14 protein-coding genes are annotated in these 15,381 nt (G+C 47.8%); 10 read left to right on the forward strand and 4 right to left on the reverse strand.

Annotated features, from left to right (window positions below; all coding sequences use genetic code 11):
* Window positions 1–516 precede the first annotated feature (516 nt).
* Together IC37_RS12055 and IC37_RS12060 are read left to right on the forward strand one after the other, a co-directional pair.
* Window positions 517–1,116, forward strand: a complete 600-nt coding sequence (locus IC37_RS12055; RefSeq protein ID WP_030132052.1) for a serine protease — start codon at window positions 517–519, stop codon at window positions 1,114–1,116.
* A 201-nt stretch (window positions 1,117–1,317) separates the two neighbouring features.
* Window positions 1,318–2,220 (forward strand): universal stress protein, encoded by a 903-nt coding sequence (locus IC37_RS12060; protein WP_030132053.1) that lies wholly within the window; start codon window positions 1,318–1,320, stop codon window positions 2,218–2,220.
* Here the strand turns inward: IC37_RS12060 and IC37_RS12065 are convergent.
* A complete protein-coding gene (locus IC37_RS12065; RefSeq protein WP_030132054.1) occupies window positions 2,214–2,630 on the reverse strand; it encodes a hypothetical protein in 417 nt (138 codons plus the stop codon). The genes IC37_RS12060 and IC37_RS12065 overlap by 7 nt on opposite strands.
* 324 nt (window positions 2,631–2,954) lie before the next feature.
* Here IC37_RS12065 and IC37_RS12070 point away from each other — a divergent pair, with 324 nt between their 5' ends.
* The gene (locus IC37_RS12070; protein ID WP_030132055.1) at window positions 2,955–3,791 is read left to right on the forward strand and encodes an undecaprenyl-diphosphate phosphatase; all 837 of its coding nucleotides are present in this window, start codon (window positions 2,955–2,957) and stop codon (window positions 3,789–3,791) included.
* 129 nt (window positions 3,792–3,920) lie between these two features.
* On the opposite strand, the gene rfaH is transcribed toward IC37_RS12070, so the two are convergent.
* The 3 genes from rfaH to galU all read right to left on the reverse strand — a co-directional run bounded on the left by rfaH (window position 3,921) and on the right by galU (window position 5,765).
* On the reverse strand, window positions 3,921–4,427 hold the full coding sequence (gene rfaH, locus IC37_RS12075) for a transcription/translation regulatory transformer protein RfaH (protein ID WP_030132056.1): 507 nt from the start codon (window positions 4,425–4,427) through the stop codon (window positions 3,921–3,923).
* Entirely contained in the window at window positions 4,424–4,855 is a 432-nt protein-coding gene (locus tag IC37_RS12080; RefSeq protein ID WP_030132057.1) for a hypothetical protein, read from the reverse strand. The genes rfaH and IC37_RS12080 overlap by 4 nt, the downstream gene beginning before the upstream one ends.
* A gap of 76 nt (window positions 4,856–4,931) precedes the next feature.
* Window positions 4,932–5,765 carry a UTP--glucose-1-phosphate uridylyltransferase GalU gene (gene galU, locus IC37_RS12085; protein ID WP_008074716.1) on the reverse strand — a complete coding sequence of 278 codons (834 nt, stop codon included), beginning with the start codon at window positions 5,763–5,765 and terminating at the stop codon, window positions 4,932–4,934.
* A gap of 611 nt (window positions 5,766–6,376) precedes the next feature.
* On the opposite strand from galU, the gene IC37_RS12090 reads away from it, so the two are divergent.
* The 7 genes from IC37_RS12090 to IC37_RS12120 all read left to right on the forward strand — a co-directional run bounded on the left by IC37_RS12090 (window position 6,377) and on the right by IC37_RS12120 (window position 15,381).
* On the forward strand, window positions 6,377–6,871 hold the full coding sequence (locus tag IC37_RS12090) for a low molecular weight protein-tyrosine-phosphatase (RefSeq protein ID WP_033865019.1): 495 nt from the start codon (window positions 6,377–6,379) through the stop codon (window positions 6,869–6,871).
* Window positions 6,872–6,916: 45 nt separating this feature from the next.
* Window positions 6,917–9,142: a polysaccharide biosynthesis tyrosine autokinase gene (locus IC37_RS12095; protein WP_030132059.1), complete on the forward strand. Its 2,226-nt coding sequence runs from the start codon at window positions 6,917–6,919 to the stop codon at window positions 9,140–9,142.
* Window positions 9,143–9,265: 123 nt separating this feature from the next.
* Window positions 9,266–10,663: an oligosaccharide flippase family protein gene (locus IC37_RS12100; RefSeq protein WP_030132060.1), complete on the forward strand. Its 1,398-nt coding sequence runs from the start codon at window positions 9,266–9,268 to the stop codon at window positions 10,661–10,663.
* Window positions 10,663–11,844 carry a polysaccharide pyruvyl transferase family protein gene (locus tag IC37_RS12105; RefSeq protein WP_030132061.1) on the forward strand — a complete coding sequence of 394 codons (1,182 nt, stop codon included), beginning with the start codon at window positions 10,663–10,665 and terminating at the stop codon, window positions 11,842–11,844. The genes IC37_RS12100 and IC37_RS12105 overlap by 1 nt, the downstream gene beginning before the upstream one ends.
* Window positions 11,845–13,077: a Coenzyme F420 hydrogenase/dehydrogenase, beta subunit C-terminal domain gene (locus tag IC37_RS12110; RefSeq protein ID WP_081729412.1), complete on the forward strand. Its 1,233-nt coding sequence runs from the start codon at window positions 11,845–11,847 to the stop codon at window positions 13,075–13,077.
* Window positions 13,078–13,220: 143 nt separating this feature from the next.
* Window positions 13,221–14,375 (forward strand): O-antigen ligase, encoded by a 1,155-nt coding sequence (locus IC37_RS12115; RefSeq protein ID WP_158225660.1) that lies wholly within the window; start codon window positions 13,221–13,223, stop codon window positions 14,373–14,375.
* A 22-nt stretch (window positions 14,376–14,397) separates the two neighbouring features.
* Window positions 14,398–15,381 (forward strand): glycosyltransferase family 2 protein, encoded by a 984-nt coding sequence (locus IC37_RS12120; protein ID WP_081729413.1) that lies wholly within the window; start codon window positions 14,398–14,400, stop codon window positions 15,379–15,381.

Genomic DNA, 15,381 nt, shown 5'->3' on the forward strand with positions numbered 1-15,381 from the left:
GGCCCAAATGCGTAAACCCCAAACGCTGAGAAACCCAATGGCGTGATCACCAACCTGATGGGTGGCTACCTTGGCGCTCGGCTGGGTCTGGGGGCGTGTTTATGGATATCCAGTGCATTTGTTATTTTCGCAGCGCTGATTTCTGTGGCGTTACCCAGGCATGCCAAGGCGATTCAACTGCCCTGAAAGCCGCTGTTTCATGGGCTTTACACCAAGTAAGAAAGTTTAATTTCTAGTGTGCTTATTATGTGGGTGCCATTTTTCAGGCGTCAAATAGTTGAAGTTTATTATATGGATCGAAAAGTAATTAGTCTTAGCACAATTTATTCATACGCATTTATTAAAACTTCAGCCATAAATAACCAACCAGACCGGGCTGCGAGGAAAACTACAAGAACCTGACAACTAAAAGATTCGCCACAATAAAAATCAAATCCTCCTAATAAGTCGGTGATCATCATGATTAAATTCATGACCTACTTTTTTATAGGAGCTGTTCTTGCAGGATGCAACGGTATGGTAAAACCCGACTTGTCGGGGCCTGCCAATGATTCATACTTTTCAGTCTTCTCGGGCTTTCCTTTGCCTTATCTGTACATGGCTTCGGCCGTGCAATGGAACGAAGACTATGCCGTCACCACTCGCCACACCCCCCTCATCCGCAACGTGAAATACAGCTGCAGCACCGGTTGCGACCTTGTTTTCATCCAGCACAAGGCCGACGGCCGCTACCCGTCATGGCGCGCACCGCGTGTGGGTGAACACATCACCGCCGTGGGGGCGAGCCCCTACATGACCACCGTCAGCGGGCAAGGCAAGGTGTATTCGGCGCCTTTCATCAATAGCAATGAAGGCAGCGGCGAACGCTATGCCATTCATGATGCCCCGATAATAAAGGGGATGTCAGGTGGCCCCGTCATCGCCAATGACGGCAGCATTGTCGGTATCAATGTCGGTTTTTTCTCCACCTCTTTTAATGATGTGAGTTTTCACCCTGGGTTAGAGGGGGCTGAGAGAGTCAGCGTCTTTATCCCTTACTCGATCATTCAGCGTGAATGGGAGTTGATGCAGGTGAAACTTAACGATCCGCACGGCGCGAAGTACGCGAAGAAGTAACTTTACGTCGTCAATCAATTGACCGTCGGGATGTGTCTCATTGTATTGGCTGCAATGAGACACACCTTGGATGGTTAGTTGAATCCAGGCGTATATTGATTGTGTCGATCCAGATCATTGCGGCGAGAGCAGATCGCTGGCGGTGCGACAGACGAGAAGCTGGGGGGCTAGCAGATATCCCAGAACGTTTGGAGGTGTGACATGAGCCAATATCAACGACTCCTTCTAATAGCCGGTCCTACCATGCGTCATACGCCGGCGCTGCAGCGGGCCGTCGCCATTGCCGAAGCCACCGGTGCAGCGCTGCATATCACGGTGGTTATCGAAGACTTCAACCTCATGGGTTTGATACACGCCAGTGCGCGGTTTCGTGAGGCTTGTCAGCAAGAGAACGAAAAATGGCTCAAGGATGAAGCCGATCTAATCCGCGGGCGCGGAATCAACTTGAGCACCGAGGTACTTTTCACTCGCGACGCGCTGCAAGAAATCCTTCAACACGTGGCAACCCTACAGCCGGACCTGGTGATCAAGGACGTGCAGCATGAGTCCGCGCTCAAACGCGTGTTCATCACGCCTCTGGATTGGCATCTGCTGCGCGAATGTCCGGTGCCCGTCCATCTGGTCAGCGAAGTCGGTTGCCCACTTCCGCGCGTGATTGTGGCGGCAGTCGATCCGTCGCACCCAGAGACTCAGATCACTGGAATCAACGACCTGATCATCCAGGCTGCGAATGATTTGGCAACGCAATGCCATGCAGAAATGCATCTGCTGTATGCCTACGATCTGGCGCAGACGCATATGTCCGATGCGGGCGCCGGTGCAGTGACAATGCCTGGCTTCAGTAGCGACGTGCGCAAGTCTTTGCACAAGTCATTCATCGCATTGGCCGATCACTACAGCGTACCCACCGAGCGGCAACACTTCGTTGCAGGGCCGCCTGGTAAAGCGCTGGCCGACTTTGCAGCGCATCACCGGGCCGACGTGATCGTCATGGGAAATGCGCATCGCAAGGGGCTGGACAAGTGGGTGGGCAGTACCACGGAGCATGTTCTCTATCGAGTGCCCTGCAACATTTTCGCCGTCACCGGGCAAGCGGATCAATGAATGGATCCGTTGTTAAGTGATCTGGAAAGGGGATCTCGGCGGCCGGCTCGGGATTTTTTCAGGGCGCGTGCCGAGATATCCCGGTAGGTGTCACTGTCGGTCGCCGCGAGCAGCTTTCCACCGTCCTTCATTGTGGCCATAAAGGTCACTTCGGTGTTTTTGCCGGCGAGCAGATAACCGGCAATGGCTCCAACGGGACCGAGCAACATGGCACCCGCGAGCCCCAGGCCTATGGCGGACTTAATATTCTTGTTGGAATCAGTGTTCTGAATGGTCAGATCTTTAAATTCCGAGACCGGGAAGCTGGTTCCAAGCCGGGGTTTGAGAGACGTTTTGAGGGTGATGGTTCCAAGGTGATATTCCCCGTCGCACTGCGGGAAGTCACCGGCGAGTACTGTGATCTTTGCCATATGGAGTTTTCTCTTGGGCGATCATTTTTGGGTAGGACATTGCGCGCGCCGAAAGTCAAAACGTCAACGATCCGACGATGAGTGGCATCCATAGATTCGCGATGCACAAATACCAGTCCTGCAAAACATTTTCATTCGCCGGCGTAGGTCATTTACAGGGCGCCGGCCCCGGCGCTCCGACATGGACGTTTTATAACGTTTAGCTAAAGCGGGCAGAGAGTGCGCTTTAATCCTCCGCTGGTCCGACAGGTTTAATCGCGATCAGGATCAAATGCTCGGCATCATCAACAGACCTTTCAGCCGAGAGGGTTTAACGGGGGATTAATGGATTTCTGGACCACCACGCAGGTATCGATTCTAGGGTTGGTTGAAGGGCTCACAGAGTTTTTGCCCATCTCCAGCACGGGGCATCAGATCATTGCCGCGGACTTGCTCGACTTCGGCGGTGAGCGAGCGATGGCGTTCAATATCATCATTCAGTTGGGGGCTATTCTGGCGGTCGTCTGGGAGTTTCGTCACAAGATTCTGGAGATCACGACCGGTTTGCCGACCCAGCGTAATGCGCAGCGCTTCACGCTGAATTTATTGATCGGTTTCTTGCCGGCAGTTGTTCTGGGTGTGATGTTCGCCGACAAGATCCATGAGTATCTTTTTAACCCGATCACCGTGGCCGTGGCGCTGGTGATAGGTGGAGTCATCATGTTGTGGGCCGAACAACGCGAGCATGTGGTGGTGATCGATCACGTTGACGAGATGCGCTGGACCGATGCCTTGAAAGTCGGTTGCGCACAGTGCCTGGCGATGATCCCCGGCACTTCGCGCTCGGGATCGACGATTATCGGCGGTTTGCTGTTTGGTCTGTCACGCAAGACGGCTACCGAGTTTTCATTCTTCCTGGCGATGCCGACGATGGTGGGCGCCGCGGTGTACTCGGGCTATAAGTACCGCGACCTGTTCCAGTCCGCGGACTTGCCGGTGTTTGCCTTAGGGTTTGTCGCTGCATTTGTCTTTGCGATGATTGCCGTGCGCGGTTTGCTCAAGTTCATCGCCAACCACAGTTATGCAGTGTTTGCCTGGTACCGGATCGCATTCGGTTTACTGATTCTGGCGACATGGTTTTTGGGTTGGATCGACTGGAATCATCTCTCAGAAGGGGCGTAGGTTTTGTAGGGGCGGGCTCGCCCGCCCAGCCAACATTGATATCGCCTGACACAATGCTTTCGCGGGCCACCCTAATGCCAGTATCACGCTTAACTGACTGGCATTAGGGCAAGCCCGCTCCCACAAAATTTAAAGCTTGTTAACCCCCGCCAACGGCAGGCTGATGCGCTGTTCATGCTGCAAAAAATTCATCATCAGCAGTACCCGTTCCTCGCCGTCCATGGCCAGGAACACCGCTTCGAGATCGGAGAACGGGCCTTCAGTAATGCGCACCGTATCCCCGTGCCTCAACAACGTTGTCACGATCGCCTGGCTGTCTCGCTCCTGGAGCTCGTCGATCAGCGCATCGCGGATCGGCAGTGGCTGACCGCCGAACCCGACGACGCGCGAAACACCGCGGGTCGAGCGCAGCGGGCCCCAACTGTCCTGAAGGCTCAGTTGAATAAACAGATAGCCCGGAAACAACGACTCGCTGATCACACGACGCTGCCCGCGCAAAACGCGCTCACGCCGGTAGGTCGAGCGAAAACAGGCATAGCCCTGACGCTGTAAATGTTCTTCGGCGCGCTCATCCTGTTTGGGTTTGCACTGAAGCAGATACCAGGCTTTCTCGGCGTGTTCTGCAATCGCGTTCATTCGAACTCCCTCCCTGCATCGATTTGCCCCAGCAGTTCGGCGGTTTTGTGCTGCATGAGCACGCTGTCGCCGCGACTTTCCACGGTCAGGCAAGTCACGCAACCATCGTCCAAAAGACGCAGGCTGAGACGCCAGTCGGCAAAGACCAGGTTCAGCCCATCGCTCTCGTCGATGTCGAGGGCATCGGCGGCATAACGCTGCCTGATGCTCGCCAGCAACGCCGGACCATCCTTGACTTGACGGCGGATCTCCCCGGAGGAGGGGAAAGCGCCGATGCGCTCCACCAGCAGCACCGGTGGTTTCTGCACGCGGGGAAAAATCAGCTCCGACGCATAGGCGCGCACGATGAGGTACGCGAGGTTGTTTTTAAGGTCAGCGCCATACGGGCGGCGACTGTCACCTGCCTTGAAACCGCTCAATGTCTTCATAGAGGCTTCGTCCATAGGGAAATAAAGACCATAAAATCAATTCGATAACGCACACGTTTGTCAGGGTTCAGCGCCGTCACCAGGTGTTCTGATGCAGGTGCTCGAAACAGAAGTTGGTGGCTTCGATGTAACCTTCAGCGCCGCCGCAATCGAAGCGTTGGCCCTTGAACTTGTAAGCCAGCACGCAGCCATTTTGGGCCTGCTTCATCAAGGCGTCGGTGATCTGGATTTCACCGCCCTTGCCAGGCTCGGTGTCAGCGATCAGATCGAAGATATCGGGCGTCAGAATGTACCGGCCGATAATGGCCAGGTTGGATGGGGCGTCTTCCGGGCGGGGCTTTTCGACCATGCTGTTGACCCGGTAAATACCCTCGCGAATCAGCTCGCCGGCAATCACGCCGTACTTCTGAGTCTGCTCACGGGGCACTTCCTGAATGGCCACGATCGAGCAGCGGAACTGCTGATAGAGCTTGATCATTTGCGCCAGTACGCCATCGCCCTCAAGGTTCAGGCACAGGTCGTCGGCCAACACCACGGCGAATGGCTCATCACCGATCAACGAACGACCGCTGAGAATCGCGTGACCCAGGCCCTTCATCTCTACCTGGCGGGTATAGGAAAAAGTGCAGGTATCGATCAGCTCTCGAGTGCCTTCCAGGTACCGCTCTTTATCGGTGCCACGAATCTGGTGTTCCAGCTCGAAGCTGACATCGAAATGATCCTCCAACGCTCGTTTGCCCCGGCCGGTGACGATGGCCATATGTTGCAGGCCGGCGTCGCGCGCTTCCTCGACGGCGTACTGGATCAGCGGCTTATTGACGATCGGCAGCATCTCCTTCGGCATGGCTTTTGTGGCGGGCAAAAAGCGGGTCCCATAGCCGGCAGCGGGGAATAGGCATTTACGAATCATGGAAACGTCCTTGAAAGTAGACAGATGGAGTGGCTAATGGCAGTAGGAAAGGTTCCACTCTTGTTGTCGGAACCGACAACGCTGGAGAGTGCGGGCTCTAGATGGTCCGATCACTCGAGAAAATGTTCGCAACCCTCAGTCGGCAGCGAAAAGCCTCTACGCTATGTTTTGCGCCAGGTGCAGGCAGAGAAAAGATCGGGCGGTTGGTTGGCCGGCGAGCATGTCTGGTTGTTCCACGGCATGCTTTTGACTCACCCGCTATAAAAAAAGTTATTGCCCAAGGCATCTCTTACCCAACGATTAACCGAATACCCGACGCCCTGGCAATGCACTAGCGGAACAGCTATACATAAGCCATTCGCTATTTTGGTGTAATTTAGATTGAACGGTCGCGGGAAAATGGTAATTGTTAGAAATTGTCTGGATAAATTCATGAACTGTTATTTTCGGCATTTATTCGGCATTAAAGAGCGAAATGTTATTTTTTGTCTGGAGAAAAAGTTGGGGGGTGTTCAAACCTCATGGTAATAAATACGCACTGATTTCTTGAAAATTTCAGCTGCAGTTGCCGGGTTATAAATACCCGGATTCATTCGTAGTTTAAAGCTCTTATGTTCGGCAAGTGCTATGTCACCGCCAATGTTGACAAGACGGGGAATGTTATCTTGCTTAAAAGGGTTTTGATTGTCTGCGTCGGCAATATTTGCCGCAGTCCCACCGCGGAGCATCTGCTGCGCGGGGCACTCGTTCATTCCGATATTGAGGTCAGTTCGGCTGGCCTAGCTGCCTTGACGGGCAAACCCTTCGAGTCGACGGCACACGCAGTACTCACGGAGCACGGTCATCTGCCCCACGAGCACCAGGCCGTTCAGCTCACGTCTCAAGCCGTTAATGATGCGGACTTGATTCTGGTGATGGAGCGACGACATGTCAGCGGGGTACTCAACATTGCCCCTGAAGCCCGAGGCAAAGTGTTGCTGCTGGGCAAATGGCAAGACGATCGCGAAATCAGCGACCCCTACCGTCAAGGCAAACCTGCTTTTGTGCACGCTTATGCGTTGATCGAAGAAGCCGTACTCGCATGGGCACAGCGCCTGGCGCGCTGATGGCCACTCCTTTTTGAATCGTAATACAGGCAAAGAATCCGACTTATGCAGCAAGCACCGGTAATCAACGTGCGGGACGACGACAATGAAGAGATTGATCTTCTCGGCTTGTTTGGAACACTTATCGACCATAAATGGCTGATTGCCGCGGTTACCGGTGCCTTTATGGCGGCTGGTGTAGCGTTCGCGGTGCTGGCGACGCCGGTATACCAGGCGAATGCATTGTTGCAGGTTGAAGCGAAGAAGAACGATTTGTTGGGCTTCTCCGATGTCAGCAGCATGTTGGGAAAAGAGTCGCCTTCGGCGACCGAGATCGAGTTGATCAAGTCTCGTGCGGTGATTGGCAAGACGGTCGATAACCTGAAACTTGATATCGTCATACAACCGATGTACTTCCCGATTGTCGGCGAGTTCCTGGCGCGTCGGTTCCAGAATAAAAATCCCGGTGAAATAGCCGACCCTTTGTTGGGATTGAACAGTTACGCCTGGGGAGGGGAGTCGCTGAAGATATTCAAACTGGATCTTCCCGACTCGCAACTGGACAAGAAGCTGACCCTGACCACGGGTGAAAATGGGCATTACACCCTGGTGGACGAAGACGACAACTTATTGGCAGACAGCCAGGCGGGTCAACTTTTCGAACAAAATGGCGTTACGTTTCAGATAGAGGAACTGCATGCCAAACCTGGGACCCGTTTCAGAATCATCCGCAATTCCCGCCTGAGCAGTATCCTCGACTACCAAGAGGATCTCGATGTAGTCGAGCGCGGAAAGGATTCGGGCATGATCGGCCTGTCACTGGAAAGTACAGATCCGGACCAGGCCATTAAAACACTCAATGAAATCGCCGCTATTTATGTTCGGCAAAACGTAGAGCGCACTTCCGCTGAGGCAGCGCAGAGCCTGGCGTTTCTCAAAGAGCAACTTCCGGTGGTCAAGAAGGACCTGGAGAAAGCCGGGAATGCCTTGAATGAATACCAGACGCGCAGCAAGTCCGTGGACATCACGCTCGAAACCAAAGCCATTCTCGATCAGATTGTCGGGCTCGATACCAGCATCTCCGAGTTGAAGCTGCAACAAGCCGAAATGGACCGCAAGTTCACCCGGCAACATCCCGCCTATCGCGCATTATTGACCCAGATCGGTGAGTTGAGCAGCAAGCAGAAAAGTTTGGCGAGCAAGGTGGAGGGCCTTCCTTCCACCCAGCAAGAATTGCTGAACCTTACCCGGGATGTAGAAGTCGGTACGGCCATTTATACCCAGTTGCTGAACAAGTCTCAGGAGCTGGATGTGATGCGCGCGGGGACGGTCGGTAACGTGCGTCTGATCGACACTGCAGACGTCAATTTTCTCAAGCCGGTCAAACCGAAAAAAGCCTTGATTGTACTGATCGCCACAATATTTGGCGGCTTCCTAGCGGTGGCCCTGGTGTTGGTACGCAAGGCGCTGAACCGGGGATTGGAAAGCCCGGAAGCCATCGAGCAACTTGGGTTGCCGGTCTACGCTTCGATTCCTTACAGCGCTCTGCAGAAAACCGAAGAAGACAAAATCTCCCGCGGACGAGGGCGTTCCGCAGGTTCTACTTTGCTGGCCGTCAGTCATCCTACCGATCTGGCAATTGAGGCATTGCGCAGTTTGCGTACCAGTCTGCATTTCGCCATGCATGAGGCCGACAATAACCGCCTGATGATTTCCGGGCCTAGCCCTAAAGTGGGTAAAACGTTCGTATCGGTCAACCTTGCGGTGGTGATAGCGCAAACCGGGTTACGGGTATTGTTGATCGACGTCGACATGCGCAAGGGCTATCTGCACAAAGTGTTAGGTACTTCTGCAGACAATGGGCTTTCCGATATCCTGGCCCGGCGCTGCGATGCGGCCACCGCTATCCATAAGACCGCAATCGACAACTTCGATTTTGTCAGTCGAGGCCAAATCCCGCCCAATCCTTCCGAGCTACTGATGCACGCCAATTTCAGCGCGCTATTGGAGCAAGCAAGCAAGCAATACGATCTGGTGATTCTCGACACGCCGCCGCTACTGGCGGTGACAGATGCGGCGATCGTCGGACGCTTGTCCGGGACCAACCTGATCGTGACGCGCTATGGCCTGAACCCGGCGAAAGAAATCGAGTTGACGGTCCGCCGGTTCTCCCAGAATGGCGTTGCCATTAAAGGTGCGATTTTTAACGGCGTGGAGAGAAAGGCGTCCAATAAATATGGCTACAGCGATTATGGTTATTACAACTATGCCTATGCCTCTGACAAAAGTTGATGAGTATTGAATAAGGGCGCGTCATAAGTTCAGATGTTTGACGGCGGTACTATTATTCTTTGGTTTTATCGTTTGCTGCTGTTCCGGATCATTAGCCAATAGGCATGATCGAGCCGATATTTCATGGAAACATCACGTCCTGAGGAATATGACGAAAAATCCTGGGGCGGTAGCGTGCCCGCGCTCTCTAGAAACCTTGTAAAGGTCAAAGGGTTGTCAGTGATTCGAAAAATATTCTTCATGGGTTTTACCGTATTTGTTCGGCTGTTAACTAATGTCGCGCTATTCGTTTTTATGGCGCGTTATTGGAATGTATCTGAGTTTGGTGAGTTCATATATATATATACAGCAGCAACGATAGCATGTTTGATTGTGGATTTTGGATTCACTCAAAGTATATTGCGTGATATAGGAGTCAACAAGAATCAAGAAAGGCAGATATTAGCTGATGTTATAAAGGCTAAGTTAGTGTTGTCATTTGTATTGCTCCTTGTTTCAGCGCTAACGGTAATGTACTTGAAGCTTCATATGTACCAGGTGGTTTTGTTTTTTATTGTGTTAGCTTCATGTGTTATGACCTCGTTTTCCGAATCTATGAATGCGGTGTACAGGGGTATTAATAAGTACCATTACGAATCTGCAATTACACTTATTAGCAATTGTGTATACTTTTCTGTGCTCATGACAATTTTAATTATGGGAGGAGAAGCTAAAAGTGTTGCATTGGGTATGCTCTTTTGTAAGGCGGTGCAGCTTGCTTTGTCTTGTACCATCTATAAATTTATAAACTACCAACAGATGATTCGGGGTAGTCTGAAAAAAACCATAAGCGATATAAGAAGAAATACAGCTTTTGGAATAGATGCATTTTTAACTAACTTTGTGACCAGTATAGACACTCTGATTGTAGGGTATTTACTAGGGCACAACGCGGTTGGTATATATCAGGCAGGGATGCGCCTATTGCAAGGTGCGAATACGGGGGCGCAAGTCTTGTCTAATGTTTATCTTCCGAGTCTTTCACGTCATAATGCTGATGACGACAAGTTAAAAGCTTTGATAGTCCGGCTGTATTTTAAGATGCAGTTGTTAGGCGGTCTAGGAGCTGTGCTGTTCATATATGGCTCCGCGCCAATGACAAGCATAGTTTACGGAGAAAAATATGTAGAGCTAGTAGGCTTACTTCCTCTTATAGGTGTTTTGCTGATGCAGAGATATTTGGCAGCAGCACACGGGATAGTCTTATCTAGCTTAGGGCATCAAAGTTATCGGGCTTTTTACAACGTTTTAAGTATGCTCGTTTTTTTAGCGCTATCTGTATTGGTTGTGCCATATTTGGGAATAAAAGGGATTGTAGTTTCTCTTCTGGTTTCTATTTTGGTGTTGCACATGCTTTATATCTATAGGCTAATTAGCAGTAACGTGCCATTGGGGCTATCGAAACAAAATATAGTGCTAACCATCGGATTCTATATGCTTATAGCTATCTTTTTTATTAATGACTTTGGAGGAATTGGGTAATGAAAAAAATTGGACTTTTATGGCACAACTATCCTTCTGAAAATTTAGGCGTTGGAGCTTTAAGTTATAGTCATTTTTGTTTGATCGAAGAGGCACTTGAAGAACTTAATTTAGATGTTGGTTATCACGTCATTGGAATGATGCCGTCGACGGATAATGAATTTCAAAAAGCTACGACACGCAAGGTAAGTTATTCTCAGTTTTCAATAAGGCAAATAGCTAAAAATCCGTTAAAGCTACTTGATATCAGGAAGGCGATATCTGAATGCTTTATCGTGTTTGATTTGAGTGAAGGTGATAGTTTTACGGATATATATGGTTTTAAAAGGTTTCTTCAGCAGGCATTAAGTAAGGCGTTGGTGATTAATTGCGGTAAAGAACTTGTGCTTAGCCCCCAAACTATTGGGCCCTTTAATAAAGGGTATGGGAAGGTTGTATCAAACTTCATTTTAAAGAAAGCGAGTGCTGTGTTTGCTCGAGATGAGCAGTCCTATAATTATTTGGTAAAAAATGGACATCAGCGTAACTCAAGCGTAGTAACCGACCTGGCTTTTGCACTACCGTATAATCGTGGAAATGTTCAAAAAGTAAAAGAACATATAAATGTAGGGATCAATATTTCCGGGTTGCTAATGAATGGAGGGTACAACGGGGAGAATCAGTTTGGATTAACGATTAATTATCCGAGCTTGATCGAAAGTGTTATTAAAGAATTTTCGAAGGACAGTAATGTTAGAGTGCACTTGGTCTCGCATGTTATAACTGATAGGTATGCGGTTGAAGATGATTATCGCGCTAGCGTGAGTGTTAAGAATAAATTTCCTGAGTGTGTATTAGCGCCTAAATTTTCCTCGCCTGTAGAGGCAAAAAGTTATATTTCGAACTTGGACTTTTTTACTGGTGCCCGTATGCATGCAACGATTGCGGCCTTTTCTAGCGGGGTACCCGTAGTGCCTGTGGCGTACAGTCGCAAGTTTAGCGGTCTATATGGGACATTAGGGTATAAAAATTTAGTAGATGGTCAGTCTGATACAACTCAAGCCGCTATTAATACAATCTTAGAAGGTTACGCTGATAGAGAAAGTCTTGCCAAGGAAATAAGCAAGAGTAATGCTCTGGCGCAAACTAAGCTCGGTGTATATAAATCTTTCCTGAAAAGAAAATTTGAGAGCTGTGAATAAATGAGCTCAAATATTATTAAGTTAGTAGAGAAAAACAATCTATGTACTGGGTGCGGGCTGTGTGAAAGTATCGCGGGCGCCAGTAACATCAAGGTTGCAATGAATGATGAAGGATATTTAAGGCCGAAAATTTATAATGAGCTGAAATTGTTGGATTCAGAAGTTATAAAAGATGTTTGTCCAGGATTGAATGTTAGTCACGCTACTGCTAGTAAAGATCATCACCCATTGTGGGGCGTTGTCGATACAATTTCTATTGGTGCCGCGTCAGATAGCGAAGTGCGTCTGAAAGGGTCATCTGGCGGGGTATTGAGTGCAATTCAAATATATCTACTAGAGGAAAAAATAGTAGATTACGTTGTGAATACTTGTGTTGGTGATGAGAATCCGTTCGATACACAAGTTAATATAGCAAAAAATAGAGTTGAAATATTAAAGGCTACTGGTTCTAGATACTCCCCCTCGGCTCCATTGAATACTATTGTTAGTTTGTTAGACAGGCCGGGAACCTTTGCTTTCGTCGGAAAGCCTTGTGATGTGGCAGCTTTGAGACGATTGGCAAAGCACGATAAGCGAATAGACGACAAAATTAAATATATGTTGTCGTTCATGTGTGCTGGTGTCCCCAGTAAAGAAGGTACTCTGAAAATTGTTAAAGATTTAGGAGTAGAGGAATCTGAAGTTAAAGACTTTAGATACAGAGGCGATGGTTGGCCAGGGTCTGCTACAGTCACACTCAAGGACGATACCACAAGATCTATGTCCTATGAGGAGTCATGGAGATATGTTCTTAGTCCGCGGGTCCAATGGCGTTGTAAGTTATGTCCCGATGGTACAGGTGAATTTGCAGATATTACAGGTGCTGATGCCTGGCATGTTGCGGAGGATGGATCGCCTGATTTTTCAGAAAGGGATGGCCAGAGCTTTATTATTTCTAGAAATAGAGTAGGGCAAAATCTATTAGAGCAATGTATTAAAAGTGGATATATAAACGTTTCTAGTGAAGTAGATTGTTCGAGAGTAGAAAAGGTTCAATTTCATCAAGCATACAGAAAGAAAACGTTGTTGTTTAGATTCTTGGCTCTAAGGCTGATTGGCTTGGCCGTTCCAAGATATAATACGAATATTCTATTGAAGGCAACGATGCTCGCTACGCCTGTATCTTTATTAAGATCATTTGCAGGTACAGTAAGGCGTGGGTTCAAGATGAGAGAAAATAGGAAGAATGTCTGAGTATGCTATATAGACTATACTTGGCATACCTCACGTTGTTCACTTTGTGGCCAACGTATGCGGGTCTTAAAGTTTCGGGTCTACCTATACTTAATATTCAGAGGGTGTACGCATTATTATTGATAGTATTGACGATATTTTCAATGTTGGCTTCGCCAAAAAATATGACGATCGCGTATAGAAGTTTTCGCGAAAGCTCACGTGCGGTCGTTTTTGTAAGTTTGTTCTTTTTATGGCGATTAATATCATCTGTTTTTTCAGAAGATCCTATATATTCAGTTTTTATTGCTACTTTAGATATTCTTTTGCAGTATTCTTTTTTTATGATGACCATTTTGTTGGTGTCAAATAAAAAGAAGATAATTGAAGCGCTTAAGTTTGTGTTGTATGGCGCGGTCATAGTCTCTGTGATTGGGGTTATTGAGTCTTTAATCCAAGCTAATATGTTTTATAATTTAGTTCCTAGAAGTGCAATGGAAACGGGGTATGTTGCATCGGCGTTAACAGAAAAAATTAGGGGGACTTACAGAGTTCAGGCTGGTTTCTTACATCCGTTAGTATTGGCTGAATACTTAATATTAACTATTCCAGTGGCGATTTTGTTTTTAAAAATAAAAGTCAGTAAGCATATAAAGCTTGCTTCTGTCACAGTTTTATTGCTTGGAACATATACGCTGATTTCGACTGGGTCGAGAGCTGGAGTCCTTATTTTTATACTTCAGCTTGGGCTTATGTTTTTGTTTAAATTGATCCGGGACCTAAAAAATCAACGAGAGATAATGCCCATTGTTAGATCGTTTGTCATGATTGCTGTTGTTTTTACGTGTATTCCAGTCGCATATAATTTTGCGAGTATTACACTTGAAAGGCAAAGTGATTCTGAGTCAATGAGCACTCAAGCGAGAATTGATCAGTTTAATCTTGGGCTGGAGACATTTGAAAAACATCCACTGGTAGGATGGGGTCCTGGGTTGGCTGTGGATCATGTTGCAAGTTCAAATGTCACAACGGGTGAAAAGTCAGTTGATAACTACTACCTAACAATTGCAGCTGATTCCGGATTGCCTGCGTTTATATTTTTTGTTTGTATAGTGGTGGCTTATTATAGGAAGGCAAGAAAGCTTACGGCTAAGTTAGAGTCGCCGTATAGTAATGTGTCGGACGGTCTTTCAATATCGCTGTTTGGGTTTTTAATATTTTGTGCTGTATTAAGTACCTTTGAAGTGTTTACGTTGGCGTATGTATATTTTGCGCTTATAACTAAACTTGAAGTCTTTCAAAAAAACAAAGGTTTATGAATTTTTAGTAAGGGGCGACGAGATGGCTAATTCAAGTGGTTCTGTGACTATCCTGCTTTCAACATATAACGGTGAGAAGTATCTAAGAGAACAGATAGATTCTATCGTTCAACAACAATACCAAGATTGGGTGTTGCTTGTAAGGGATGATGGTTCTTCTGATAGCACGCTTGAAATTGTAAAATCTTATTCGGTAAAAGATGCACGGGTGCAGATAATTGCTGATGGTTATGGAAACCAAGGTCCCGCCGGATCATTCATTAAGCTTTTAGCTTGTGTTGAAACAGAATATTTTATGTTTTGCGATCAAGATGATGTTTGGTTGCCAAATAAGGTTTATGACAGCATAAAAATTCTCAAGTCATATGATGGGCCACATTTAGTATTTACTGATCTAAAGGTCGTCGACGAGCATTTGGAAGAGATGTCAAGCTCTTTTATGGAGAAGAGTAGATTTGATCCTATAAAAGGAGTCAATTTTTCAAAACTATTAATTCAGAATGTCGTTGTTGGATGCACAATTGCGGCGAATAAAAAACTACTCGAAGAAAGTAAACTATCCGCATTTGCTACACCGAATAACATAATGATGCACGACTGGTGGTTGGCGTTGGTCGCATCTAGTTTAGGTAAAATCACTTATTTGGATAAGCCCACTATTCTTTATCGCCAGCATGGAGGTAATTGTCTAGGTGCCAAAGATTCCGGCTTTCGGCATTATCTACGACTTCTATATAATCAAAAACCATGGTTAAAAGCTCAAAAATATCTAAACAGAGTCATATTGCAGGCTGCTAGTTTTAATGAGTGTTACGGTTGGAGAGTAACACCTTCTCAACGGAAATTATTATCTTTAACTGTTGGGTTGAGAAGTGGTTCAGTCGTTTTGGGTTTGTCGAAATGTTTTTCCTCAGGTATTAGCATGCATAAACTAGATCGAAATGTAGCTCTGCTATTATCCTTTATTTTTGGAAGGTTGAAAGACTGGAAGGCTGTGGAGAGTTAG

The organism is Pseudomonas sp. QTF5, assembly GCF_000512695.2.
Lineage (GTDB): Bacteria > Pseudomonadota > Gammaproteobacteria > Pseudomonadales > Pseudomonadaceae > Aquipseudomonas.